The following is a 24,327-nucleotide window of genomic DNA, read 5'->3' as shown; positions in this document are numbered from 1 at the left end:
GCCGGCGGCACCCGCTACAACTTCCAGTACGACAAGAGCGGCAACCGCACCCACCAATACTTCGCCACCAACGACACCAACAGCACATGGGCGCTGCACACCGAAACCACATACGACAAGTCCGACCGGCCGTTGCGCATCACATCAACGCGAAACTCCGCCGCCCCGGTCAAGGTCTTTGACACCACCTACTGCTATGCGAAATACGTCTCCGGACAGTCCTGCTCCACGGACAAAGACAAAGACACCGGTCTGCGCCAGTGGCAGAAAGACGAGATCGCCGGCAAGGTCAGCGAATACAGCCACGACAAGAGCAACCGCCTGACCAAGGCCACGAACTTCAACGGCAAGACTTATGATTACGACTACGACACCAACGGCAACCGCAAGAGCGTCAAGGTCGACGGCACCACCACTCAAACATTGGCCTACAACTCGGCCAACCAGGTCACTACCACCAATAACGTCTACGAAAACCGCGGCAACCAGACCAAGGTCAGCACACCAGTCATCGGCACCCTCAGCTACAACGCCGCTAACCAGATGACCAGCGCCTACGGCCCCGGCGGCCAGGCCAACTACACCTACGCCGGCACCGACCAGGTTGAACTGACCCAGGCCGGCGCGATCAAGCTCGACTACGGCCGCGACGACCAGTACGGCATGGCCTGGCTGCAGTCCTGGACCAACGACACCGCCACGACAGCCTACGTTGAACGCGACGGACTCGGCACCCCGCTTGGGCTGCGGATTGGCACCACCGATTACGCCTACGTCCTCGACGGGCTCGGTTCGGTCGTGGCCATCGTCAGTAGCAACAACACTGTGGCCGCCACCTACCAGTACGACCCGTACGGCACAGCCACCGCAACCAGCGAAAGTGGTCTCGGGCAGCCCAACCTCATTGGCTACGCCGGCGGAATTTACGACAAGGCAACCACGCTGACCAGATTCGGGCAACGGTGGTTCAACCCGAACCAGGGCCGCTTTACCCAGCAGGACAGTTTGAGCTTCATCGGCGATCCCGCTCGTGGAAACCGCTACGCCTATGCCGTCGACAACCCCATCAACTACACCGACCCGACGGGCATGTACGACTGGAACGCTATGGTCAACACGTGGGCCAAGGACACCGTCATGGGGCTGGTCGGGGGATGCCTCGCGACTCTGTTCGAAGGATGCGCGGGGGGCGCGGCTGCTGGCGGGGTCGGAGGCTTCGTCACGGGTGCGATCGATGGCATCAACGAAGGCTTCGAAGACTAAGTACATTGGAAGGAATCTCGTGCGACGAACCTCAACCGGTATTCGATCCGTCATAGTCGGTCTTTGCGTCGCTGTGGCGTTGATAATCGGCATGAGCCTCACTGCCAGTCCGTGGCTGCGTTCAGTCGCCTTGGCATGTGTCGGTGGACTCGTCGCAGCGGTTTTGTACCACCTGAGCAACCGAAACAACAGCTGAATCCTCAACAGGAGCTAACAGGAGCTCGCTGAGCAGATGACGGTTGGCCGCGAGGGCCTGAGTTCGGCATCCAGCCGGGCTCAGGCCCTCAGGATCGGAAGGCGCCGACGAGTGTGGAGGCACTAACCCAATCTCGGCGACGAATCACCGGCCGCCGTCGAGGACGGTGTCAAGCCGGGTGTGACCAGCGGCGAGTCAGCCGAGCTGCGGGAACTGCGGCGCCGGAACAAAGTTGCTGGAGCAGGAAAACGAGATCCTGCGCCGCGCCGCCGCTTATCTGTCGCAGGCGAACCTGCCGGGAAAAGGCTCTACCCGCTCGTGAGCGAGTTGGCCGTCGACGGGATTCCCGTCGCGGTGACGTGCCGGGTACTTTCCATCGCTCGCCAACCGTATTACCGGTGGCTGGCGCGTCCGGTCACCGATGCCGAGCTGTCACAGGGGTATCGAGCGCCTTCGGCAAGAAGAAGCGGCGGGGCAAGGGCCGTAAGATCGGGCTGCCGGTGCACGACGACCTCGTGAAACGCGACTTCACCGCTGGCGGGCCGAACGAGCTGTGGTTGGCCGACATCACCGAGCACCGCACCGGTGAGGGAAAGCTGTATCTGTGCGCGATCAAGGACGTGTGGTCGAACCGGATCGTCGGCTACTCCATCGACACGCCGATAAAGTCCCGGCTGGCCGTGGCCGCACTGCACAACGCCGCCGCCCGACGCTCCGGCGTGGCCGGGTGCGTGCTGCACACCGACCGCGGATCGCAATTTCGCAGCAGAAGATTCGTCCGTGCCCTGCACCACCACAACATGGTCGGGTCGATGGGCAGAGTCGGTGCGGCCGGCGATAACGCCGCGATGGAATCGTTCTTCGGCCTGCTGCAGAACAACGTCCTCGACCGCCGGACCTGGGCTCGACAAAGGTCACCTCTGCAGACGGGACGCAAGTCGGATTTTCCTATGCAACGGATACGCGGACAGGATCTATGCCTCCGCGAACCGCGCGGGCTGTGGGGAGCTCAGGTCATCATGGTGGGTGTGGAGAAGTTGGATGTGCTATTCAATTCGAGGAAGCGGGCATCCCTCTTGAAAGATCGACATTTCAGTCGGTGAGGATTGGTGGGGGCGGCAGAGGTAACGCCTACCCGCTCGAGGATGACGGCAGCCTGGTTGGTCCGTGCCCAGCCTGCAGCGATTCTTGCCCCTCATAGGTGGAAGGGGTAGGCGATGTCTCTTCCGCCAGAGCTGCGGGCAGCGCTACAGAGCTTGCGCCAGATCCGGTCCGAAAAGCCGGTTGGCGATTACACGCTAGAATCCTATGCCGTCTGGCGAGACAGCATCGCAGATGCCCTGGAATCGCTGTCCGCTGTTCTGTTGTATGATGAAGATCGCCGCAAAGCCGTTGCTGAATCGATAGCAGCGCGCAATGAGGCGGCGAGTATTCGTGCCGAGCTGAATAAACCCACCTAACGTGTAGAATATTTATGGTGAGTCGTCGTTTCGGACTCATCAAACGCAAGTCAGGGCGATTACGTATGGTTGCGAGCGGCTGTCCCGGGATGCCTCCGTGTGCCCGGGTTGCCGTCACGAGCTCGTAACAGACGTGTCTATCGATGACGATTGCGCACGACTGGAGCGCTGCCGGGCAGGACTTCCTGTGTCGGGCCGCGTAGCGGAGCGGCGTCGATCGCCGGAGGTGCCTCGTTGGCTGCCTGGTTCGGCGATTATCGCGGCTTCCACCCGGTGGATTAGTTTCTGCTCTGGTCGCTGCTTCTGTATTGGTGGGCGTGCGGGGCGGGCCGTAGGCCGCCCGCGCAGCCCGATCGACCGGGGCCGGGCCGTTTCTGGTCCTGTAGAGCAGTTTGAGCCAGTCGGAGGTTGGTCCGGCTGACTTACTGCTTCGGTACGTGGTTGCGGCTGCTGCAGGCACGCTTGACGAGTAGCGGGGAGTACATGTCAGGCCCTGTGGGCCTGCCCCGTTTTGACGGACATCCGAGATCAGGAGCCGGTAGGGCTCCGGGAGGATGTCAAGCATCATGGAGAGCGTGGTAAAGAAGCGATCGAGGCCGAGGCGGGCGTTCACGCCCGAGTTCAAGGCTGAGATCGTCGAGCTGTGTCAGCGCGGTGACCGCACGGTCGGCCAGGTCGCGAAGGATTTCGATCTGACCGAGACCGCGGTGCGGCAGAGGGTCAAACAGGCTGAACTTGATGCCGGCACCCGTAACGACGGGCGGACCTCCGACGAGCGGGCCGAGCTGGCCCGGCTGCACGCCGAGAACCGCCGATTGCAGCAGGACGTCGACATCTTGAAGTGGACGGCTTTCTTCATATGGGAGACCCGGTGGATGTGTATCCGTTCATTGAGGCGGAGCAGGCCGGCAAACACAGCGTCAAAAGCGCGTGTGAGTTGCTCGAGGTCTCCCGGTCCGCCTACTACACCCGCAACCGGCAAAGCACCCGAGCCCGCGTCGACGCCCCGCTGACCGACAGGATCCTGCAAGTGCATACGGCGTCGAAGGGGACCTACGGGGCGCTGCGGATCCACGCTGAGCTCGCCGACGCCGGCCATCGTCACGGCCGTAAACGCATCGCCCGCCGGATGCGTGATGCTGGCATCGCAGGCAAGAATCCGCGTCGCTGGCAGGTCACCACGATTGCCGATCTGAACGCGGGCAACCGGCCGGACCTCATCCGGCGGGACTTCACCGTCAACCCGACAGCGGTTGATACCCGTTGGTGCGGGGACATCACCTACATCAACACGTGGGAAGGCTGACTGTATTGGCCACCGTCATCGACCTGACCTCACGCCGGGTCGTGGGCTGGGCCATCGCCGACCACCTCAAAACCGACCTAGTCGACGCCGCCTTGCGCCGCCGCCGGCCCGCCGAGGGACTCGGTTTCATTCCGATCGTGGCTGTCAATACACCAGCGCCCAACACGCCCGCCTCGCCAAACAACACCGTCCGGCTCTCGGTCGGCCGGCGCGGCCAGTGCTGGGACAACGCCGTCGCCGAATAGTTTTCCGCAACCATCAAAACCGAACTCCTCCACCGGCAGGCCTGGCCCACTCGCACCGCCGCCCGGCAAGAGATATCCGAGTACATCGAGGGCTGGTACAACACCCGCCGCCGGCACTCCAGCCTCGGCTACCAAAGCCCAGCCGCCTACAGACCGGTATCGACGTCCGGCTGCTACCAGCTCTCAAGGCAGCTTGACGATCATCACATCGACCTCGTCCGTCAAATCGGGTCAGGCCCACACCGTGGTGTGCCGGTCGAAGCGCGACGGACAAACCAGGCGTGGATCGTATCCGGAAACGAGCGGGAAGGTAGCGGGAGCGTGTCCGCTCCCGCTACTTGACCGTCAGCGTGCCCCTCGGCCGGCCGTCACGCGGCCTTCACGAAGTACTGTGCGGTCGATCCGTTGCAGTCCCAGATCTGCAATCGGGTTCCGTTCGCTGTGGCGCCTGATGGCGAATCGATGCACCTGTTGCTCTGGGGATTGCGCATCCGATTGCCTTCCTGCACCCAGTTCTGCGCCCCGCTGCCGTTGCAGTCCCAGAGTTGAAGCTTGGCGCCATTGGCTGTGCTGCCGTCCTGGACGTCGAGGCAGCGGCCGAGGGTGCGGAGCGTCTGCCCGTTCCACGTCCACTGCTGGTCGATCGCCGCCGTGCCCTGGCAGTCCCACAACTGCACAGCCGCGCCGTTGCCACCCGTGTTGTCACCCGCCACGTCGACGCACTTGCCGCCGGGCCCGTTGATCTGCGTTGCGGGCCCCCCGGCGGGAGGCGGCGTCGTACCCCCGCCGTCCTGGTAGTAGCGCACGTAGTCGATCGATGCGGTGAGCGGGAACTGGCTCTGCACGGGGTTCTGTCCGGGGTACGTGCCGCCCAGCGCCAGATTGAAGACGAGGTGGAACGGCTTGCGGAACTCCTCCAAGGTCGCCGGCGTCGTGTCGATCACGTGCGTCTGCACACCGTCGATGTACCAGCGGATCTGCGCGGCCGTCCACTCGATCGCATAGATATGGAAGGCCGCGGCATTGTTGACGGCGGGGTTCGCGACGTAGTTGGCGTTCTGACCCGCTGTCCACGGGAACACGCCGGTGCGAAGATCCCAGAAGATGTTGTTCGTCACGGTCGCATTCGCGTTCGCGTGTTCCATGATGTCGACCTCGCCGCAACTGGCCCAGTTGGTGGGCAGACGGTCGTAATAGGTCTGCGCCGGGTTGTAGGCGCTCGTGGACGTCTCGTCGCACGCGTCACCGAGCATCCAGAAAGCCGGCCACGAGCCGGTGGCGGTCGGGAGCGCCATGCGCGCCTCGATGCGGCCGTACTGGAAGGACCTCTTCGTGTCCGTCGTCATGCGACACGACGTCTGGTAGAAGTTGCGGCCGTTGACCGTGATGGGCGTCGTGAGCCAGTTGGCGCGCATCACGAGGTTCCCGCCGGACTGCGTGCAGTTCTCGGGGCGGTACCACTCCCACTCGCCATTGCCCCAGCCGTCGAAAGCATTGAGGCCGGGGTTGAGGCCGTTGCCGACGTTGTAGTTCCAGTTGGCGCTGCTGGGCGCGCCGGACCCGTTGAATTCGTCGGCCCAAACGAGGTTCCACGCGGCGTGTGCGGGCTGCTGCTGGATGACCACGCTGCCGACGAGTGCAGTAACAGCCGCGGTGAGGAGGACGAAGAGGCGCCGGCAACTGCGGGACAGCGCTCGGCCCGGGGAACCTGCATACATTTTCACGGAGAACGTCCTCTCGTACGGAGTGGTCGATCTTCTGCGAGGTATTACACGAGTATTACGTAAACATTGCTAACTGTCGATGCGGCGGAACGGTACTTGCCGACCGAGTCCGAGTAGGTACGTGGCGAACAGTTCCGTTTTGTCGCATCTTCGCCTTACGAAGAGCAAGCTGTGGCGTGTGACCGCTCCGCCGCTGGGGGTCGTTCGTCAAGGCTGCGGCCTTGCGCGATAACTGGTGCGACCGTCGAGCTTTCGCGAATTGGGCGAATCACCCGGCAGAGGCCGCGCGCACTCTCATGGCCGCGATCCGGTCGCTACGCCGCACAACGATGCGCTGCGGTGGCCAGCTCACGGACATGGCCGATGAGAGTGCGCTCGATTAACCAGGCTTCCAAGAGGAAATTGCTTTCGCGGGCGTCCAAAGACGCTGGCTTCGGAACCCGACCGGCGAATTCAGCTTCCGTCCGGACCTTCACGGAGGAACTGATGGAAGGCCAGAAAAATGGCGGACGTAGCGGCGAACGTGCTCGCGCCGACCATTATCGCGCCCGGCTAAGCGTGGCTCCCCAGCCACGCAAGGGCGCCCCGAAAAATCCAGCCAGACCAGGCGCAGATGGCTCTCGGCCTGGGCGCCCGCGACAAAATACCGCCATCAATAGTCGAACCTTGCCGAGGACCTTGGAGTCGCCCATCACTCCTACATTGACTGCAACGACGCAGCCGCCTGCGCCGACCAACCCAAAAACTGTACAAAGAACGCCTATCTCGCCCGCAATAGCCGTCACTGACCCACCGCCGGCGAGCCATGAAAATTCAGATAAACAGCATACATAGCTAAAGGACTTAGGTTAGCGGCGTCACTTTTCGGCGCACCTGACGCTCTTGTCGATCTAAGAATTCCACGTGTAGGTGGCGTAAGCGACAAAGACGCCAACCTTTACTTTCATACCTGCGCCTACCGTGGTATCCAGTTCCTGAGGCCGCCTCGGACCAGACGACGCCAAGCTTCCCGAGTCCTTCGCGCAGATTGTCGACGACGTCGTCGTCTTCCCAGACCCTGCTCTGGCGTCCGAAGTCGCGAGTCAAGCCGTTTGGACTGCCCGAGCGCAAGCTGGAACGGGTGGTTACCCACTGGTCGAGTGCGGCCGGCGTCGTTCCTACCCTCGCGGTACGACTGGGGTCAGTGCTCCTTTTTGATGACGAAGTAGGAGCCGCGAATGGTTCCGGCGAGCTTTGACTTCTGGCGGGCGAACTTGAAGGATTCGAGTTCTTCGGGGACGTCCATGCCGTCGGAGAGTTTGAAGCCGACTGCGCGCTTTCCGCCGTCGTCGATCGTGTACATGACGTTGATGGACAGGCCGTTCTCGTAGAAGACGTACGCCATCCGGATGTTCTCAACCTGGAATGCAGTTGCCTCAAGTGGCCGGGCAGCGATAACGATGCCCCGCTCCTCCTCAAGAATGCCGCTCACCCAGGCGATGGTTGCCTCCGCCTCATTGGCGGGCTCAACCGTGAAGGTGTGGTCGTACTTGTTCTTGAAGTATCGAGCCTCGTTGGCCCGCAAGCCGGCCAGCGCCTCGGCGACCGGCGACGACTCCAAGCCGACTGTCGAAACGGTGCTGAAGTCCACCGCATGGGACATAACAGTTCTCCCGCGAATAAGCGCGAATGAGTACGACCAGGCCCAGCGTAGTCATTGCGGCCATACCCAGAGGTGTTATCCGGAGGGTGATGATCGGATCTTGGCTGCTGAGCTGTGCGCGGCCTCGACCGTGTACCGGCGGCTCGCCTCCTCAAGCTTGTCGGTGGCCGCCTCCACCAGGTCAACACCCAGGACGTCGGCCAGGCGTACGAGGTAGATCATCACGTCGCCGATCTCTGCTCGTACCCGTGGGCCTGAGTCCTTGTCCTCCATGACCTCAGCCGATTGTCCCGGGGTGAGCCACTGCAATTCGGCCAGCAGTTCGCCCACTTCGCCTGCCAAAGCCATCGACAGGTTTTTCGGCGTGTGGAACTGTTCCCAGTGACGTTCCCGCGCGAAAACCCGGACGCGCGCGACCAGCTCTTCAAGAGAAGACAACGGTATCCGTTCGATTAAAGACAGAGAAGGTAAGGGAAGCGATCCTGATGGTACGCGCGACCCCACCTCACCCGGCGCTCAACGCCTCCGTAGGTGGCAGCCGCCCCCGCAGAGCCGGATGAAGCCCAGCCACACCCCACCGAGATGATCATGGTGTTGGCTACGTCGAGGCCGATCAGCTCGGCCCGCTGGGCGGTGGAGCCTCGGAGCCGGTCAGCGTTGCGGGATCCGGTCGTTGGCCACGGCGTTGAGCAGATCATCGGCGAAGGCATCGGGATTCCGGGTACGAACATAAGTCGACACAGCGTCGTAGAAGCCCTCCTGGAACGTGGGATTCATCGCCTCTCCATGGGCCACCGAGAGCAGCACCTGCGAGGACCACAAGGTCTGCGACGTCTGCTGTTGATAGGCCGACAGCGTGCTGACCTCAACGGATCTGCGCACCGGCACGGAGCCCTTCGCCTTGGTGAAGGCCGCGTTCGTCGCGGGGTCGCTGATGCCGCGCAGGAACTCGAGCGCGTTCTTGGCGTTGGCGGCCTTGGTCGCGGCCACGAACACGTCCACGACGGCGAGGAAACTGTCGTTGGTGCCCGGGAAGGCCAGGTATCCGAAGTCTTTCGCCGCGCCGGTGGTCAGCAGTTCGCCGTACGCCGAGTCGTTCATTGATTCGAAAGCGCAGCCGCCCGAGGCCAATTTTCTGGTCGCCGCATCCCAGGTGAGGCCGTTCGCTTCGGGGTCGGCGTAGGCGAGCAGGTTACCGAACGAGGTCAGCGCCGATCGCACCTTGGTGCCGCGCCAATCCAGGTTGTCGTCGGCCATGGCTTTCCAGCCGTCCGCACCGATCGTGCTCAGCAACGTGTTCTCGAACAATTCGGCGGTGGTGAACGGATCCTTGCCGCCCAGGCACAGCCCGGTCGCGCCGGATTCCTGCAAGCGTCGCAAGTCGTCGAGGAACTGGGCGAGGGTGTAGCCGGCCGAGGGCGGGGTGACACCGGCTTTCTGCAGCACACCCAGGTTGAAGAACAGCATGTTGCTGCGGTGCGCGCCGGTCGGGATGCCGTACACCTTCCCGTCGCGTTTCAACGACTGCGAGATAGTGGGCTGTACGTCCGCGGGAGCCACCGACGAGACATCGCGAACGGTTCCCCGCTCGGCGTAGCCCTGCACCGATTTCCCGCTGAACGTCTGCCACACATCGGGTGGGTTGCCCGCTTGCAGCCGCTTGGCCAGCGCGACGATGGCCTGCGATCCAGCGCCGCCCGCAACCGCGGCATTGATCGCGTTCACACCCGGATGAGCCTGGCGGTAAGCCGTCAGCAGAGTGTTCAATGCGGCGGCCTCGGAACCGGAGGTCCACCACGACACAACTTCTAGATTCTGGGTGTCTTTGGAGGCGCTGGTCGGCTCTTGGCCGCAGGCCCCGAGCGCCATGGCGAGGATCAAGGCAACGGCGGCTGCGGCGCGTTTCATGCTGTCCTCACAGAGGGGCGGGCGGTCAGGTCGTACAGGGCGTAGAGGCCGACAACCGCGAAACACACGGCGGGCACGATGAACGAAGCGGCGGCGCTTGTGGAATCGACAAGCTTGCCCTGTATCAACGGCATGATGGCGCCGCCGACAATGGCCATCACCAGGCCGGCCGCCCCGAACTTGGTCGCCGGTCCGAGGCCCTTGAGCGCTACGCCATAAATGGTGGGGAACATCAGCGACAGGCAGAACGACACGGCGACCAGCGCGTAGACACCTGCCTTGTTCGGGCTGATCATCGCGAAAACACACAGCAGCACGGCGAAAGTGGCCAGCACGGTCAGCACCTTGGTGGCCCGCACCCGGCCGATGACCCAGGTCATCACGAACCGGGAGACCAGGAAAATGAGCAGGCTGACCTGGAGGTATTGGCCGCCCTTCTGCAGGCTGCCGCCGAGGGCCTGCTGAACGTACTGGATCAGATAGGTCCAGGTGCAGGTCTGCGCGGCGACGTTGAAGAATTGGGCGATCACGCCGTACCGGTATCTGCGGCTCTGCCAGAGCACCCGGAACAAGCCCTCCCGGCCGCCGTCACCATCGTCGGTATCGGGGAATTCCTCAACGATCGGCGGCGCTTTCTGGCTGGCAATGGCAACAGCGATCAGGATCAGCACAAACCCGAGTCCCAGGTACGGACCCATCACCGCACCGAGCTCGCCGGCCCGGATGGCCTGCACCTGCGGGGGTGTCAGCGAGCCGATGTCCACGGGGTCGGCCAGCTTGGGAAGAATGAGCGTGGAAGCCAGCAGCACGCCGATGTTCGTGCCCACCGGATTGAACGCCTGCGCGAAATTGAGCCGCCGGGTGGCGGTTTCCTCCGGTCCCAGCGACAGCACATACGGGTTCGCGGAGGTCTCCAGAATCGAGCAGCCGGCGGCAATCGCGAACAACGCCACGAGAAACGCCTCATACGTCATGATCCGGCTGGCCGGATAGAACGCGAAAGCCCCGAGCGCCGCGAGGGCGAGGCCGGTGAGAATGCCCGTCTTGTAGCCGAAACGCTGGTTGATGAAGGCCGCGGGCAGCGCCAGCAGGAAGTACGCGCCGAAATAGGCGAGCTGGACCAGGGAGGCCTGGAACGTGCTCATGTCGAAGATCCGCTTGAAGCCGGCCACCATCGGCGTGGTCAGATCCGCGGCCACGCCCCAGGCCGTGAAGCAGCCGATCAGCGCGATGAACAGGGTGAGCATTCCGCGGCCGATCAGCCGGTGCTGACCGGCCTGCCCGGCCTCGTCCGCAGCGGACGTCGTGGCGACGCTTGCCATGAGGCTCCTTCGTGGAAGCCCCGCCCAAAAGTGATGCATGTCGATGCCCTGGAGCGGCGTCCCGCCCCTTTCCGAGGCTACGCCTGCGGGCATCGACAAAGGAACAGCTCGGTTTGCCAGCGTGTACGACGGGCAGTGACATCACCATGCCTCGAGTAGTGGTGACCGGCGGTGCCGGCAAATTGGGCCGGGCCGTCGTGACGGAGCTGAGCGCGTACGGATGGGATGTCGTCGTCTTTGATCGGGTTCGCCCCGCACATCCGGAAGCGGTTTTCGTGCCGGTCGACCTGACCGATTACGGGCAGGTGCTCGACGCGATGCACGGCATGGAGGAACGATACGAGCGCGTCGATGCCGTGGTGCACCTGGCGGCTGTTCCGGCGCCGGGGATCGTGGCGGATCAGGCGACGTTCAGCAACAACATGAACGCCACCTACCACGTGTGGACGGCGGCTCGCCGGGTCGGCGTGCGCACCATCGTGTGGGCGTCGAGCGAAACGGTGCTCGGGCTGCCCTTCGACACGCCGCCGCCCTACATCCCGGTTGACGAAAATTACCCGCCGCGGCCCGAGTCGACGTATTCGTTGGTCAAGACGCTGGAAGAGCGGATGGCCGCCGAACTGTGCCGCTGGGATCCGTCGCTGACGATGATCGGGCTGCGGTTCTCCAACGTGATGGAACCTGACGACTATGCCGAGTTCCCGTCCTTCGACGCCGACGCCCGGCTGCGGAAATGGAATCTGTGGGGCTACATCGACGCGCGGGACGGGGCCCAGGCGGTGCGGTTGGCGCTCGGCAGCACGATGACCGGCATGCACCTTTACATCATTGCGAACGCGGACACGGTGATGTCGCGGCCGAACGCCGAACTGGTCGCCGAGGTGTTCCCGGGCGTGGAGGTTCGCGGCGATCTCGGCGAGCACGACACGTTATTGTCGATCAACAAGGCACGGACCGAGTTGGGGTACGAGCCGCACCACAGCTGGCGGGGTTGAGCATGCTGTTCGAGCAGGGTCAGCGCATTGTTGTCATCGGCGACAGCATCACCGATTGCGGGCGCCGCGACGTCAACGCGCCCTACGGCGACGGTTATGTGGACCTGATTCGCAGCCTGGTTACCGCCCGTTATCCCGAGCTCGGGCTGACCTGGGTGAACCGGGGAATTGGCGGCGACACCGTGCGCGACCTGGCCGCCCGCTGGGAGGCCGACGCGATCGGTGAACGGCCTGATTGGCTGTCCGTCATGATTGGCATCAACGACGTCTGGCACGGTTTCGGCAGCCAGCCGCACCGGGCCGTCCCGCTCGACGAATACGCCGCAACGCTGCGGTCCCTGCTGAGCACGACAGTCGATCGCACCGGATGCCGGCTCATTGTGGCCGAGCCGTACATCATCGAACCGGACTTGAGCGAAGCGCAGCGCGCCAAGAGCGATCAGTACCGCGCGGCCGCCCGGGATATAGCGCAGGAATGCCACGCCGTTATCGTGCCCACGCAGGACGCCTTCGATCAGGTATTGCGGTCCACCACGCCTGCGGATTGGGCCGACGACCGCATTCACCCGAACCATCCCGGGCACGCCGTCATCGCTCAGGCCTTTTTACGCGAACTGGGATTCACGCTGACGAGCTGATACTTTCGCCGAGTTCTGCCGGTTATGTCAATGCGATCGTGGCATGCGTTGGGCGGCTGGGCGCTACGCGTCGAAGGCTTCGAAGTGCAGGCGTACGGCGTTGAGGGCTTCAGGGTCTGTTGCGCAGGGACGGCCGGACTGCGGCGGGCCCTGCGAAAAGACCTCAATCCAGGCTGGGCAGCTTGGCCGGGCCGTTGTCGACGAAGGCGTAGGTCGTGCGCAGCGGTGAGTCGCCCAGTTCCTCGGCGATCAGCCCGGCGTCCGAGGGGATCTGCAGGAAAGCGCCCTCGCTGCTGATCGCGTACGTGGGCCGGCCGTTCTGGTCTTTTTTCTCCTTGGTGATGGTGAAGCGCTGACCGGAGCGGCTGGCATCACACGCGGTCGCCACGACGGTGAGCGGATTGCTGCCGCTGGCCTTGATGCCCATGCAGTCCGCCTCGCCGCTCTTGTTGGCCTTGGCGGTTTTGATCGAGTACTTGTCGCCGTTGGGCACGAGCACGAACAGGTTGTGCTCGGAGTCGCCGTCGGTGGCGTTGAGCCGGCCCTTGTCGTCGACCGCGAGGATTGATTCGCTGGCCTGCACCGGGCGGATGACGACCTGGCGCTTGCCCGCGAGGATGTCGCCGGCCTTTGCCTCCGAGGGGGATTCCTCCGGCGTCTTCGAGTCGGACGAGTTCGGCTCCTTCGAGTCGGACTTGCCCGGCGCCGTGGAGCCGGACATATCCGGCGCCGCTGTTGTGGCGGGCGCGGTGGTCGCCGCGGGTGGTGCAGCCTCGTCTTTGGTGGGCGCACAGGCTTGCTGGGTGAGCATGACTCCGGCAGCCAGCACGCCCGCGGCGAGCGCGGTGGATCGATGGTTGCGCATGGGAGCTCCTCCAGATGGTGTGGCCTCGACCCCTCTCATGTTGTCGATCGATGCATTGCTTAAACGTGATCCCCGCACACAGTGGCACGAATGGTGGAGATCAGAGCGTGATCCACCCGCCCGAGACCACCGAGGCCGACATCGCGTCGAGGATCTGCGCAGCGTGGACAGCGTCCGCAAGGGTGGCGCCGGTGGCCGCACCCGAGCCGATTGAGCGCAGGAAGTGGCCGGCTTCGATCACCTTGAGGTCGTCGTAGCTCATCGGGTTGGCCGAGCCGGGCTGGAAGGCCCCGTAGTCACCGGCCGGCGGACCGACGAAGATCGTGCTGGTGGGCTGATCCTGGTAGGCGTCGCCCACGCTGAGCACCAGCTCGCCCATCCGGCGGTAATCCCAGGCCACTGCTCCGCGCGTACCGTGAATCTCGAAGCCGTAGTTGTTCTGGTCCCCCACCGAGACCCGGCTGGCCTCCAGCGACACCCGCGCCCCAGAAGCCAGCCTGAGCTGCGCCGACACCCAATCCTCGTTCTCCACCGGACCGAGCTCACCACCCGTTGCGCGCACGTGACCCGAGGTCGCCGCGGAAGGACGAGCCCTTTGGGGTACGAACACAGCGGTATCGGCCACCACCGAGGACACCTCCCCAAGCAGGTGTCGCACCAAATCGGCGCCGTGCGAGGCAAGGTCGCCCAGCACCCCGGCCCCGCCGCGCTCCCGCGAGAACCGCCACGTCAACGCGCCCTCCGGATGCGCGGCGTAATCGCTGAGGAAACGGAACCGGGCATGGGTGATCGTCCCGAGCTGACCCTGCGTGATTGCTCGCCGGGCCGCGGCCACCGCCGGAGCATTGCGATAGTTGAAGCCCACGGTGCTCCGGACGCCCGCGGAGTCGACGGCTGCCGCCACGGCTTGGGCATCGGCTGAGGAAAGGCCCACCGGCTTTTCGATCCAGATGTGTTTCCCGGCCGCGGCGAAGGCCTCACCGAGGGTGCGGTGCAGGAAATTGGGCGCGGTGATGCTGACGGCCTGGATGGCGGGGTTCGTCAGCAGTTCCCGCCAATCGGTGGTTGCCGAGGCGAAACCGTATTGTTCGGCTGCTGCTGAGGCGCGCCCGGGAACGTCGTCGGCTACGGCGAGGAGCTGGGGTCGTACCGGTAGATCGGCGAAGTGCTGCCCGGCCCGCAGATAGGCCTGGGTGTGCACCCGGCCCATCCACCCGAACCCCGCGACCGCCACCCCGATTGTTTCCATTCGCCGAGCTTAGGACCAGGGCCCGGGCGCCGGCGGCGGGACCACCGCCGGATGATCATCACAGGTGAGGGCATTCGGGACGTACGGTGATAGCCAGCCACCATCGTTGCCGCCACGATCGGTCACAGTGAATTCGGAGCCCGCCGCGGTGAAGTGGAACGAGCCGCAATTGTTGACCCCCACAGCTCCGACATTGCGGGCGTCAACGTTCTCGAAGGACGCCGATCCCGCTGCCCGGGCGCTGACCACCGACGTACCGGTGCCGTCGATGTGCATGTTCTTGAAGGCGACGTTGTCGATGCGGTAGAGGTCCTTCACCGGCCAGTCGCTGACGAACATGATCGCGTTGTAGGTGCTGTCAAGGTAATGGTCGCCGGTGATAGTGACGGCCGCGTCGATGCTGCGATCCAACGCGTAGAACCAGATGGCGCCGAGGCCGATGTTCCAGTTGAGGTCGTACGTGCCGGCTCGGGCCACGGAATTGTTGTTAAAGGTCAACGCGCCGGTGAAGGGTTCGGCGCCGAAGCGGGATCCCACGTGCAGTCCGCTGCCCTCGCGAACAGGGTCGGCGACCAGGTTGCCCGCCACCGTGTTGTCAGCGCCGCCGTAGATCGCAATCCCGTTGGCCAGCGTTGGCGTCTGCACGGTGTTGCGCTCGAAAACGTTACCGGAATCCGCCGTTGTCTCCGACCACATGGCCAGCCCATCGTCGCCGGTATTGCGGATGAAGTTGTTTCGTACCACCGAGTTGGTCACGCCGGTGTGGAAGTTGAGCCCGTCGGCGATCTGGTCGACAATGATGTTGTTCCGCACCGTGAGGTTGTTCATCGGGCCGTCGAACCACAGACCGACCTTGGTGTGCCGGATGTGCAGCCCCTCGATGGTGGAATCGCTCAGCGCCCCACCCACGCCGTTTACCTGGTCGGTGTCGATACGCTCGCGGACGTCCCCCTCGATGGCGAAGTTCCGCAGGTGCACGTTGCGGCTGCCACCGTTCTTGCCATAGAAGCCGACCCCCGTGTGGGCCGCTGCTTTACCTGTCCGCACCACCGTGTACCAGTTGCCGGCACCCTCAATGGTGATGTCGTCAACGATGATGTGCCGATTGACCTGGTACGTACCTGGCGGGATGTACACCTTCAGCTTCGCTCTCTTGCCGAAAGCGATCGCCCGATCGAAGGCGTCAGCGGAATCCCGCCGCCCGGTGGGGTCCGCGCCGAACGCCAGGACGTTGGAGGCGAGTTCAAAATGCGGCGCTGCAACAAGTTCCGAGTCGAGAAGGTCGATAACCGTCCACGGTGATCCGGCGGTTGCGGTCAGCCGGATCCGCTCCCCCGCCCGGTAGGTGCGCCCCAGCAGAAGCCGCTGCTCGTCATAGAAGTGCATGGGCCGGAACGGCTTGTCGATGACCGGAGCCGGCGAGGTGGCGGCCGGAACACAGGAGCATTCGGTAATCCACCAATCCGGATGCAACAACTCACCCCGCGGGTCATTGCTGAACGGATACTGGTTGTACAAGTACGAGTACCTCGACGTCAGCGTCATCGCCCGCCCGTTGACAGACAGCGGCGCTTCGATCCCCCCACCACCCGGCGCATCGGGCAACGCGTAGCGCACAGTGATCGCATTAGCGGCGGCGGGTAGGACGAACTCGACGTACTGGCCGGGGGTCAGCTTGACCGCCTGCCGCCCGGAGGCCTCCGCGGGCAGCGTGTAGGCGTGCCGATCGGGGCCGATGAGGGTGCCGGTGTGGCGGACGTTCTCGGCTTCCTGCTCGGCAAAGTGCACGGAGGCACCTCGGCCGGCGACGAGCGCGGGATCGAGGGCGGCCCGGGTGACAACGGGCTGCGGGGACGCGGCGGCTGAGATGACAACGGGGTTCGCCGGCGCCGAGGCCGGGACAACGGCCGGGGAAAGCCCCAAGACAGTGAGAGGGACGACGGCAAGGACCACCGAGCGCATCGCGGGCTCATTTCTGCAAGAGAGGACGTGACGCGACCATAGAGCGCTTGTGACGAAAACCACAAGGAGTTGTCTCAATTTTCCAGCATCTCGTCCAGATATTTCAGACCGCAGTGCCTGCGTCGTACCCACAAAAGGCCAAGCCATCTCGCAGCAGGTCGTGGCCAGGCTCACCGAGGATGGCAGGCACCCACCCGCCTAACATGGCGATCATGGCTATTCTCCAGGTGATCGTCGCCAGCACCCGTCCCGGCCGCATCGGGCTCCCGATTGCGACCTGGTTCGCGCGTGCCGCGGCCGAGCATGGCGGGTTCGATGTCGAGCTGGTCGACCTTGCCGACTACAACTTGCCGCTGTTCGATGAGCCCAGCCACCCGCGCCTGCGGCAGTACACCAAGGAGCACACGCGCCGCTGGAGCGAGACGATCGAGCGCGGGGACGCGTACGTGGTCGTGCACCCCGAGTACAACTACAGCTTCAACGCGGCGATCAAGAACGCGTTCGACTTCTTGCACCAGGAGTGGGCCGACAAGCCCGTCAGCTTCGTCAGCTACGGCGGCGTGTCGGCCGGCACCCGGGCCACGCAGGCGCTCAAGCAGGTCGTCACGACGCTGCGCATGGTTCCGACGTTCGAGCAGGTGCCGATCCCGTTCGCGCCGCAGTTCCTCAACGAGGAGGGCGACTTCGTGCCCAACGAGCTGGTCGCGGCCGGCGTCGGCCCGGTGGTGAACGAGCTGGCCCGCCTGAACGGCGCCCTCAGCAGCCTGAGAAAGTCACGCTAAGAGACCAAGGGACACAGATTTCGCGTGCTGCCCCGGACCATGGTCAGTTCCTTGTGCCCGTCCGGGGCCAGCACCAGGCGGAACACCCCGTCGATGAGGTACAGCCCGCGCGGCAGCGAACCGGCTCCTTCCCGGTAGCCGATCAGCACCGGCCCGGCGACGTACCAGGTCTGCGTACCGTCCGCTGCGGTCTGCACGTAGGCCGTACCGCTCGCATCTGCGTCCGTGTATCTGCCGGTGCCGGTATTTGTCACCCGCTCCACCAGCTTCCCTTTGTAGATCGTGCCGCCCGGGACGTCCTTGCTGACCACCTCGTCGACGGCCGCCTCGACATGGATGGGCACATCGCACAGCACGCCGGCCGGGCGGTCGAAGCTTTCCTGCGGCGCGGGCACCCAGCCACCCGGCAGCAGGCTTGCGGTCAGGGCAACAGCCATCATGTTCATGAAAGTCAGGATCACGACAAGACCTGACCGGATTCTGACCGTACGCTCGCAAGTGCCATGCAGTTCCGCCTGCTCGGCCCGTTCGAGGCGAGCACCGAGGCCGGAGCCGTCACCGTCGGGCGCCGACAGGAACGGCTGATCCTCACCGTGCTCCTGCTGGCCCGCGAACGCCAAGTGGTCCCGGCGCAGCGCCTGATCGACAAGCTCTGGCCGGGCGAGCAACGCGGCCGCGGCACGTTGCACACCTACATCGGACGGTTGCGGGCGGCGCTGGGTCCGTACGGCATCGGTATTGAACGGCTTGGCAGTGGTTATCGGATGGCCGACCCGGGGACGTACGAGCTGGACGTGCGCACCTTCCGCGAGCTGGCCGCGGCTCGCAGTCCGGATCCCGCTGAGCAGGCGGAGCTGTGCCGGCGGGCGTTGGCGTTGTGGCGCGGTGACACCGACGATCCCGAGCTGAGCGAGCTGCGGCTGGACGTGGCCGAGCGTTATGCCCGGCTGTTGCTCGACTCCGGGCAGCACGAGGACGCGGCCGAGCTGGTGAGCGTGGCCGGGGCGGGACGGGAGCAGCTGTGTACGTACGTGATGACTGCTCTGCACCGATGCGGGCGCCGCGCGGAGGCCCTCGATCTCTACGAGCGCAACCGGCGCGTTCTTGCTGATCTCGGTCTGGCGCCGGGGCCGCAGCTGACTGCCGTGCGGGAGCGTGTCGAGCGTGGTGATCCCGAGCTGCTGCGTCCGCCGGCGCCGCGTTACGCCGTGCGTGTGCGCGATCAGTGGCTGCCGTGGCAGACCGCCGGACATCCTGCGCTGGAGTTCTGCAACACGTTCGCGGGGTGGGGACGACCGCCGACGCCGCACTCGGATTGGCTTCGCGGTTATCCCACGCTGGCGGTGTGGGCCGGGCATGTTGGTCTGGCCGAGGAGTGGGTGGTGACGCGCCTGCTGACCGCGGCCGAGCGCGATCCGGCCGGGGCCGCGCGAGCCCTGGCGCAGGCCCGGGAGCTGCGGCGACAGCTCTACGCGAGCTGCACAGACCCGGCCGATGCGGTCGCGTTCAAGGCCGTTGCGGCGCTCGCCGAGGCGGCCATGCGGGCAAGTCGTTTCGTACGCTCGGACGACGGTCTCGGCGGCTGGCGAGTGGCCCCGGGGATCGGGTTGCGACTGCCCGTTCTCGCCGCCGCCCGCAGCGCCGCCGACCTGCTCGCCGATCCCCGGCGCTTCCAGATCCGGGTATGCCCCGGAGAAGCGTGCGGCTGGCTGTTCCTCGACGAACACGGCCGGCGCCGCTGGTGCAGCCTCGGCACCTGCGCCGGCCGATGCTGACTTACCTCAGGTACGTGGAGAAGCCGCTGATCAGCAGCAACGTGTCACCCGACCCGGCCGCCGCCACCGGCTCGGCGGGCGCCCGCAGCTCACGCCACGACCGGCCGTCGCGCGACTCCCACACCTTGCCGGCTGCAGCCACCAGACGACCTCGCACCACAGTCAGCGACCGCAGGCCCGTCGGCGTCGCCCGGCCGAAGCTGCCCAGCTCCCGCCACACTCCGTCCCGCCAGAGCCAGGTTACGTACGAGGTGCCGCGAACGCCGGCCAGGACGAGCTGCCCCCGCCAGGCGACCACCCGCTGCACCTCATCGGCATCGCAAGCCGAGGGAACCCAGGCCCGGCCGTCGGACGATGACCACGCTGTCGAGCCGCCAACCACCAACCACCGGTCGTCCAGCACGATGCCGTCGCGCGCCAGCGGGCCCCGCTCGCCGACCTGGACACGGGTGAAGCCGGCGCCGTGCGGGGACAGCCAAGCGGCCGGTCCGGTGGTCCGGTTGCCGGTGATGAGAAAGCCGCGCGAGCCGCCCGCTATCCGGCTTGCGTCCACGGCCTCGTCCCCGCCGTACAGCTCGAAGGGCGCGGCGACCTCAGCGAGCACAGTGTCCGAACGCTGGAACCAGGTACTGGTGCGCGGGTTGCCATGCGCGCCACCGGCCTGAGCGCCGATCGCCGCGATCCGGCCGTTCGCGCAGGCCACGGAGTACAGCACGCTGCGCGGCCCGTAGTAGCTGCCCGGCGACGGCGCCAAAGTCAACGCTGTCCAGGTGCGGGCATCCCGGCTGGCGAAGGCCGCCGGGCTCGTCCCGTGGTAGCTGCCGACGACGTACCACTTGTCACCGCAGTGGGTGACCGCCTTGAGATCGGCCGGTACGGTGGCGTGCTGCCAGCCGGGTTTCGGTGCGGTGCAGGCTGACAGGGCCAGCACCACGGCGAGGGCGCTACTCGAAGCGCGTCGGGTCACCGGCGCCTACCCGCAGGATTTCCGGGGTGCCCTCGGACAGGTCCACGACCGTGGTTGGGACTGTGCCACATTCTCCGGAGTCGATCACCGCGTCGACCACGTGGTCGAGTTCCTCTTTGATCTCCCAGCCCTGCGTGGCCGGCTCTTCCTGACCGGGCAGCAGCAGGGTGCTGGAGAGCAGCGGCTCGCCCAGTTCGGCCAGGAGCGCCTGGGTGACGGCGTGCTCGGGGATGCGTACCCCCACTGTCTTCTTCTTGGGGTGCAGCAGGCGCCTCGGCACCTCGCGGGTGGCCGGCAGGATGAACGTGTAGCTGCCCGGCGTCGACGCTTTGACCAGGCGGAACACCGCGTTGCTGATCTGCACGAACTGGCCCAGCTGGGCGAAGTCGCGGCACACCAGGGTGAAGTGGTGGGCGTTGCCCAGGTGCCGGATCTCGCGGATGCGCTCGAGCCCGCCGGCGTTGCCGATCCGGCAGCCGAGCGCGTAGCAGCTATCGGTCGGGTAGGCGATCAGCGCGTCGTCGCGCAACAGCCCCACGATCTGCCCGATCGCCCGGGGTTGCGGATTGTCCGGATGCACGTCGAAGTACTTGGCCACGCCTCACCTTAGGAGGTGCGGGTAGCCTTGCTGGTTCGGAGGGGAGATCTGTGAGACGGCTGCGCCGGCGGTGCGAGCAACGCCTCGCGGGCTTGGTGATCCCCCACCCGTTCGATCTGGACGCTTTTGCGGCTGTTGTCGCTGCTCATCGGGGCCGTCCGCTGACCCTGCGGCCGATGCCCGGGCTCGGCACCGGAGCCCCATGCGGGTTGTGGTTGTCGCTCGCCAGCGCTGACTACGTCTTCTACGACCCTGGCACCTCGCGGCTGCACGCCGAGCACATCGTGCTGCACGAGCTGGCCCACATGCTCAGCGGCCACCGCACCGGGCTGGACGTGAGCGGCGGGGCGCTGGCCCGGCTCGCCCCCGACCTGGACCCGCGGACCGTCGAGCGGATCCTGGGCCGGGTCAGCTACACGACCGCCCAGGAGCGCGAGGCGGAAATGATGGCCTCGCTGATCCGGGCTCGCGCGGCCCGCCCAGCGCCGCGCACGCTCGGTGGTGGCTCGCTGGGCCGGCTCGCCGACGTGCTGAAGTTCCGCCTGTGAACGGCCCGCTCAACCAGCTTCTGCTCGTGCTGCTGTGGGGCACGGTCGCCATCCGCTTCCCTACCCTGTGGCGCGACGCCCAGCAGCGGGCGCTGTGGGCCACGTTGTTGCTGCTCGCGCTGGTGAAGACCGTTGCCACCCCGGCGGTCAACGAGGAACTCGGTGAGCTGATCGCGCACCCGGAGAAGCTGCCGCACCTGCTCGGCGTGCTGGTCGGCTTCTTCCTGCTGCGCTTCATCTGCCTGGTCACCGACCGTCCCCGGGGGCGCGGCCAGTTCATCCTCGCGGTGGCCGTGGTGGTGACCCTGGTGCTGCTGCGCAGCGGGGAGGCCGGCTACTGGGTCGTGCTCAACGGCTACCTCGGCACGGTGCTGACCATCGCGGCAACGATTTTCTGGCAGGCCTCCTGCAAGGCGCCCGCCGGATTGCTGCGGCACGGGTTGCGCGCGATCGGCGTCGGCGTCGGCGTCAGCGCCGTCTACGCGCTGGTCAAGACCAGCCTGATCGTGGCCGAGGCGCTGCATGCCCCGGTGTCGTTCGAGGCCGTCCAGCCGCAGGCCGACACGGTGCGGGCGCTGGGCACGATCCTGGCCGTGGTCGGCGCGGCGGTGCCGGCGGGCAACCGGCTGCGGACGGTCGTCGGTGCTTACCGGGCGCTGTGGGAGCTTCGCCCGCTGTGGCAGGTGATGCGCCGGACGTTCCCCGAGGTCATTCTCTTCTCCCGGCGGCGCGCGCTGTTGGAGCTCAGCGGGGTCGAAGAGGTGCAGCTGCGGCTGTACCGGCGGGTCATCGAGATCCGGGACGGGATGCTGACGCTGCGGGCGTACCTTCCGGGTGGTGCTCTGCGGGACGCCTCGGCGTTCCTGGAAGAGGAAGCCACGCCCGAGCTGGTGGAAGCGTGCGGCATTGCCCTGGCGTTGGAACGCCATCGCACCGGCAGCGAGGCGTCGGAGCAGGCACAGTGGACCGACACCGGCGAGGACAGCGAGCTGGGCACGGAAATCGCCTGGCTGAGCCGGGTCAGCGCGTCCTTCCGCCGGCCCGAGCCGCGACGTTTCGCTCAGTCCGTCCTGCGCTGACGCTCCAGCTCCCACACCTGGCGGACCAGCTCGCCGATGGTGTCCCGGCTGCTGGGTGACACGTCGGCCGCGCGCAACGCGATCTCGGTGACCTGCGCGTCTCGCAGGGTCCGGAGCAACTCCAGCTGACCGTCGATCTTGCGCGCCTCGTCGTCATCCAGAAAATACGCCACCGGTACGCCGAAAAAGGCGGCCAGCCCCCGCAGATGCTGGATGGTCGGGTTGTCGCGGCGGCCGGTGCGCAGCTGCCAGATGTAGGTGTGCGAGATGGCGATGCCGTGCTCCCGGCGGATCGCGTCAGCCACGGCCATGTAGCTGACCTCGCTCTGCCCGGCGCCGCGGACCTGGTGGAACAGCCGGTCCAGCTTGGCGGCGATGGAGTTCTCGGACGTCACGCGCCCACCCCCGCCCCCGCTGACTGGATCTTGCTTACGTAACACGGCCGCTGCATCGATGTCCATGAGCAACTCACCGGCTGCACATCCCCCGATGTGCACATCGATGAACGACCGTAAACTCAGGTTTATGGAACCCGCGGTGAGCGTAAACGATGGACGCCCATCACTCAAGCCGCCGGTACGCTCGCTGACATGACGGACATCGTGGAGAGTGCCGAGGTCTCGACCCTGCTCGACGAGCTGACCCGGATGACCGGGCGCGAAGACCCGTATCCGCGCTATCACCGGCTACGCGAGATCTCCCCGCTGGTGCGCGCGGACGACGGGGTGCTGGTGCTGACCCGGCACGCGGACTGCGCGGCGATCACCCGCAACCCGAAAATCGGCCACATGCCGCAGCACATGTTCGACTTCGTAGTGCCCGGATGGTCCGACCACCCGGCGCTGCGCCTGCTGTTCACCAGCATCCTCAACCTCAACCCGCCGGATCACACCCGCCTGCGCCGGCTGGTCAGCTCGTCGTTCACCCCGCGCCGGGTGCAGGAGCTGCGGCCCAGCATCGAGCGGATGGTCGGCGACCTGCTCGACGCCATGGACGGCGGCACCGACTTCGTGACCGCGTTCGCCTTTCCGCTGCCGGTCAACGTGATCGGCGAGCTGCTGGGCGTACCGGAGGCGGACCGGGCGCAGTTCCAGCAGTTGGTGCGCGACTGGACGCAGGTGCTGGAGCGCATCGACGAGGACGTGCTCGCCACGGCCGACCCGGCTGCCGCGCAGATCCGGTCGTACCTGGCCGACCTGGTGCACGAGCGTCGCCGCCAGCCGACCGATGACCTGCTCAGCGCGCTGGTGGCGGCCGAGGAGGACGGCGACAAGCTGACCGAGGACGAGCTGCTGACCATGGCCGGGCTGCTGTTCGCGGCCGGCTTCGAGACCACCACGAACCTGCTCGCCAACAGCGTGGTCGCGCTGCTGGACAACCCTTCGCAGGTCACCCTGCTGAGGGACAAGCCGGAGATCGCCAAGGACGCGGTCGAGGAGCTTCTGCGGTACGACACCCCGGTGCAACTGCTGGCCCGGGTCACCTGGGACGACGTGCAGGTGGGCGGCGTACCGGTGTCCGGCGGTGAACGGATCGTGGCCTACCTGGGCGCCGGCAACCGCGACCCGCAGCGCTTCGCCGACCCGGACCGGCTGGACCTGACGCGCCCGGACAACGCGCCGCTGTCGTTCGGCGGTGGCATCCACTACTGCCTCGGTGCGCCGCTGGCCCGGCTCGAAGCCGAGATTGCGCTGCCCGCGCTGGTCCGGCGCTTCCCGGGACTGGCCCTGGCCGGCGATCCGGTGCGCCGCGACAGCCTGACCCTGCGCGGCTATACAAGTCTGCCGATCACGTCATGAATCA

Annotated in this window: 24 protein-coding genes and 2 pseudogenes; 14 read left to right on the top strand and 12 right to left on the bottom strand. The window is 65.8% G+C overall.

Annotation, left to right across the window (positions count from 1 at the left end):
- The 7 genes and pseudogenes from TFC3_RS03425 to TFC3_RS40310 all read left to right on the top strand — a co-directional run.
- Positions 1-1,263: RHS repeat-associated core domain-containing protein (locus TFC3_RS03425; protein ID WP_161952526.1), on the top strand; the 1,263-nt coding region annotated here is incomplete at its 5' end.
- A gap of 355 nt (positions 1,264-1,618) precedes the next feature.
- A pseudogene (locus tag TFC3_RS03420) lies at positions 1,619-2,361 on the top strand (IS3 family transposase); the annotation flags it as partial.
- 315 nt (positions 2,362-2,676) lie between these two features.
- The gene (locus TFC3_RS36700; RefSeq protein WP_153040083.1) at positions 2,677-2,919 is read left to right on the top strand and encodes a hypothetical protein; all 243 of its coding nucleotides are present in this window, start codon (positions 2,677-2,679) and stop codon (positions 2,917-2,919) included.
- 554 nt (positions 2,920-3,473) lie between these two features.
- Positions 3,474-3,731 (top strand): annotated as a pseudogene (locus TFC3_RS40315) (transposase); the annotation flags it as partial.
- Positions 3,732-3,790: 59 nt separating this feature from the next.
- Positions 3,791-4,225, top strand: a complete 435-nt coding sequence (locus TFC3_RS39005) for an IS3 family transposase (protein WP_236717965.1) — start codon at positions 3,791-3,793, stop codon at positions 4,223-4,225.
- A gap of 5 nt (positions 4,226-4,230) precedes the next feature.
- Positions 4,231-4,470, top strand: coding sequence for a hypothetical protein (locus tag TFC3_RS36695; protein ID WP_067495455.1), 240 nt, complete (start codon positions 4,231-4,233; stop codon positions 4,468-4,470).
- A 12-nt stretch (positions 4,471-4,482) separates the two neighbouring features.
- Positions 4,483-4,812 carry an IS3 family transposase gene (locus TFC3_RS40310; protein WP_082772355.1) on the top strand — a complete coding sequence of 110 codons (330 nt, stop codon included), beginning with the start codon at positions 4,483-4,485 and terminating at the stop codon, positions 4,810-4,812.
- A 26-nt stretch (positions 4,813-4,838) separates the two neighbouring features.
- On the opposite strand, the gene TFC3_RS39000 is transcribed toward TFC3_RS40310, so the two are convergent.
- From TFC3_RS39000 to fucP, 5 genes are all read right to left on the bottom strand, one after another.
- Positions 4,839-6,095 carry a ricin-type beta-trefoil lectin domain protein gene (locus tag TFC3_RS39000; protein WP_067495452.1) on the bottom strand — a complete coding sequence of 419 codons (1,257 nt, stop codon included), beginning with the start codon at positions 6,093-6,095 and terminating at the stop codon, positions 4,839-4,841.
- A 1,279-nt stretch (positions 6,096-7,374) separates the two neighbouring features.
- Positions 7,375-7,836: a phage tail protein gene (locus tag TFC3_RS03395; protein WP_067495450.1), complete on the bottom strand. Its 462-nt coding sequence runs from the start codon at positions 7,834-7,836 to the stop codon at positions 7,375-7,377.
- Positions 7,837-7,911: 75 nt separating this feature from the next.
- On the bottom strand, positions 7,912-8,274 hold the full coding sequence (locus tag TFC3_RS03390; protein ID WP_153040081.1) for a nucleotide pyrophosphohydrolase: 363 nt from the start codon (positions 8,272-8,274) through the stop codon (positions 7,912-7,914).
- Positions 8,275-8,487: 213 nt separating this feature from the next.
- The gene (locus TFC3_RS03385) at positions 8,488-9,744 is read right to left on the bottom strand and encodes an ABC transporter substrate-binding protein (protein WP_067495444.1); all 1,257 of its coding nucleotides are present in this window, start codon (positions 9,742-9,744) and stop codon (positions 8,488-8,490) included.
- A complete protein-coding gene (gene fucP, locus TFC3_RS03380; protein ID WP_067495442.1) occupies positions 9,741-11,066 on the bottom strand; it encodes an L-fucose:H+ symporter permease in 1,326 nt (441 codons plus the stop codon). Before fucP ends, TFC3_RS03385 begins: the two co-directional genes overlap by 4 nt.
- Positions 11,067-11,212: 146 nt before the next feature.
- Here fucP and TFC3_RS03375 point away from each other — a divergent pair, with 146 nt between their 5' ends.
- Both TFC3_RS03375 and TFC3_RS03370 read left to right on the top strand, forming a co-directional pair.
- On the top strand, positions 11,213-12,061 hold the full coding sequence (locus TFC3_RS03375) for an NAD(P)-dependent oxidoreductase (protein WP_067495437.1): 849 nt from the start codon (positions 11,213-11,215) through the stop codon (positions 12,059-12,061).
- Positions 12,062-12,063: 2 nt separating this feature from the next.
- A complete protein-coding gene (locus tag TFC3_RS03370) occupies positions 12,064-12,699 on the top strand; it encodes an SGNH/GDSL hydrolase family protein (RefSeq protein ID WP_067495434.1) in 636 nt (211 codons plus the stop codon).
- A 163-nt stretch (positions 12,700-12,862) separates the two neighbouring features.
- Here the strand turns inward: TFC3_RS03370 and TFC3_RS03365 are convergent, their stop codons facing one another.
- The 3 genes from TFC3_RS03365 to TFC3_RS03355 all read right to left on the bottom strand — a co-directional run bounded on the left by TFC3_RS03365 (position 12,863) and on the right by TFC3_RS03355 (position 16,775).
- Positions 12,863-13,564, bottom strand: a complete 702-nt coding sequence (locus TFC3_RS03365) for a hypothetical protein (protein ID WP_067495432.1) — start codon at positions 13,562-13,564, stop codon at positions 12,863-12,865.
- Positions 13,565-13,664: 100 nt separating this feature from the next.
- A complete protein-coding gene (locus TFC3_RS03360) occupies positions 13,665-14,813 on the bottom strand; it encodes a Gfo/Idh/MocA family protein (protein WP_067495429.1) in 1,149 nt (382 codons plus the stop codon).
- Positions 14,814-14,822: 9 nt separating this feature from the next.
- On the bottom strand, positions 14,823-16,775 hold the full coding sequence (locus TFC3_RS03355; protein ID WP_067495427.1) for a glycosyl hydrolase family 28-related protein: 1,953 nt from the start codon (positions 16,773-16,775) through the stop codon (positions 14,823-14,825).
- A 212-nt stretch (positions 16,776-16,987) separates the two neighbouring features.
- Between TFC3_RS03355 and TFC3_RS03350 the strand changes: the two genes are divergently transcribed.
- Positions 16,988-17,557: an NADPH-dependent FMN reductase gene (locus TFC3_RS03350; protein ID WP_067505893.1), complete on the top strand. Its 570-nt coding sequence runs from the start codon at positions 16,988-16,990 to the stop codon at positions 17,555-17,557.
- Here the strand turns inward: TFC3_RS03350 and TFC3_RS03345 are convergent.
- Positions 17,554-18,018 carry a hypothetical protein gene (locus tag TFC3_RS03345; RefSeq protein WP_153040080.1) on the bottom strand — a complete coding sequence of 155 codons (465 nt, stop codon included), beginning with the start codon at positions 18,016-18,018 and terminating at the stop codon, positions 17,554-17,556. The two genes, TFC3_RS03350 and TFC3_RS03345, sit on opposite strands and share 4 nt — an antisense overlap.
- A gap of 42 nt (positions 18,019-18,060) precedes the next feature.
- Between TFC3_RS03345 and TFC3_RS03340 the strand changes: the two genes are divergently transcribed.
- Positions 18,061-19,332, top strand: a complete 1,272-nt coding sequence (locus tag TFC3_RS03340) for a BTAD domain-containing putative transcriptional regulator (RefSeq protein ID WP_067495424.1) — start codon at positions 18,061-18,063, stop codon at positions 19,330-19,332.
- A gap of 1 nt (position 19,333) precedes the next feature.
- Here the strand turns inward: TFC3_RS03340 and TFC3_RS03335 are convergent, their stop codons facing one another.
- Complete coding sequence (locus TFC3_RS03335; RefSeq protein WP_153040079.1) at positions 19,334-20,299, bottom strand: hypothetical protein; 966 nt, start codon at positions 20,297-20,299, stop codon at positions 19,334-19,336.
- The gene (locus TFC3_RS03330; RefSeq protein ID WP_067495417.1) at positions 20,277-20,897 is read right to left on the bottom strand and encodes an L-threonylcarbamoyladenylate synthase; all 621 of its coding nucleotides are present in this window, start codon (positions 20,895-20,897) and stop codon (positions 20,277-20,279) included. The genes TFC3_RS03335 and TFC3_RS03330 overlap by 23 nt, the downstream gene beginning before the upstream one ends.
- A gap of 50 nt (positions 20,898-20,947) precedes the next feature.
- Here TFC3_RS03330 and TFC3_RS03325 point away from each other — a divergent pair, with 50 nt between their 5' ends.
- Together TFC3_RS03325 and TFC3_RS03320 are read left to right on the top strand one after the other, a co-directional pair.
- Entirely contained in the window at positions 20,948-21,445 is a 498-nt protein-coding gene (locus TFC3_RS03325) for a hypothetical protein (RefSeq protein WP_236717964.1), read from the top strand.
- The gene (locus TFC3_RS03320) at positions 21,442-22,524 is read left to right on the top strand and encodes an MAB_1171c family putative transporter (RefSeq protein ID WP_067495415.1); all 1,083 of its coding nucleotides are present in this window, start codon (positions 21,442-21,444) and stop codon (positions 22,522-22,524) included. The genes TFC3_RS03325 and TFC3_RS03320 overlap by 4 nt, the downstream gene beginning before the upstream one ends.
- Here the strand turns inward: TFC3_RS03320 and TFC3_RS03315 are convergent.
- Positions 22,506-22,919, bottom strand: a complete 414-nt coding sequence (locus TFC3_RS03315; protein WP_067495411.1) for a helix-turn-helix domain-containing protein — start codon at positions 22,917-22,919, stop codon at positions 22,506-22,508. The two genes, TFC3_RS03320 and TFC3_RS03315, sit on opposite strands and share 19 nt — an antisense overlap.
- A gap of 195 nt (positions 22,920-23,114) precedes the next feature.
- Here TFC3_RS03315 and TFC3_RS03310 point away from each other — a divergent pair, with 195 nt between their 5' ends.
- Positions 23,115-24,323 (top strand): cytochrome P450, encoded by a 1,209-nt coding sequence (locus tag TFC3_RS03310; protein ID WP_082771837.1) that lies wholly within the window; start codon positions 23,115-23,117, stop codon positions 24,321-24,323.
- Positions 24,324-24,327 lie beyond the last annotated feature (4 nt).

It is taken from the genome of Actinoplanes sp. TFC3, assembly GCF_001553785.1.
In the GTDB taxonomy this organism is placed as follows: domain Bacteria; phylum Actinomycetota; class Actinomycetes; order Mycobacteriales; family Micromonosporaceae; genus Actinoplanes.
Note: the sequence above shows the minus strand (reverse complement) of the source record. Positions and strands in the feature narration are given on the sequence as shown.

Excerpts from the sequence above, each read along its gene's own strand:
- TFC3_RS36700 (WP_153040083.1), top strand. The coding sequence starts at position 2,677 with ATGTCTCTTCCGCCAGAGCTGCGGGCAGCGCTACAGAGCTTGCGCCAG.
- TFC3_RS03395 (WP_067495450.1), bottom strand. The coding sequence starts at position 7,836 with ATGTCCCATGCGGTGGACTTCAGCACCGTTTCGACAGTCGGCTTGGAG.
- TFC3_RS03385 (WP_067495444.1), bottom strand. The coding sequence starts at position 9,744 with ATGAAACGCGCCGCAGCCGCCGTTGCCTTGATCCTCGCCATGGCGCTC.
- fucP (WP_067495442.1), bottom strand. The coding sequence starts at position 11,066 with ATGGCAAGCGTCGCCACGACGTCCGCTGCGGACGAGGCCGGGCAGGCC.
- TFC3_RS03375 (WP_067495437.1), top strand. The coding sequence starts at position 11,213 with ATGCCTCGAGTAGTGGTGACCGGCGGTGCCGGCAAATTGGGCCGGGCC.
- TFC3_RS03370 (WP_067495434.1), top strand. The coding sequence starts at position 12,064 with ATGCTGTTCGAGCAGGGTCAGCGCATTGTTGTCATCGGCGACAGCATC.
- TFC3_RS03365 (WP_067495432.1), bottom strand. The coding sequence starts at position 13,564 with ATGCGCAACCATCGATCCACCGCGCTCGCCGCGGGCGTGCTGGCTGCC.
- TFC3_RS03360 (WP_067495429.1), bottom strand. The coding sequence starts at position 14,813 with ATGGAAACAATCGGGGTGGCGGTCGCGGGGTTCGGGTGGATGGGCCGG.
- TFC3_RS03355 (WP_067495427.1), bottom strand. The coding sequence starts at position 16,775 with ATGCGCTCGGTGGTCCTTGCCGTCGTCCCTCTCACTGTCTTGGGGCTT.
- TFC3_RS03350 (WP_067505893.1), top strand. The coding sequence starts at position 16,988 with ATGGCTATTCTCCAGGTGATCGTCGCCAGCACCCGTCCCGGCCGCATC.
- TFC3_RS03340 (WP_067495424.1), top strand. The coding sequence starts at position 18,061 with ATGCAGTTCCGCCTGCTCGGCCCGTTCGAGGCGAGCACCGAGGCCGGA.
- TFC3_RS03310 (WP_082771837.1), top strand. The coding sequence starts at position 23,115 with ATGACGGACATCGTGGAGAGTGCCGAGGTCTCGACCCTGCTCGACGAG.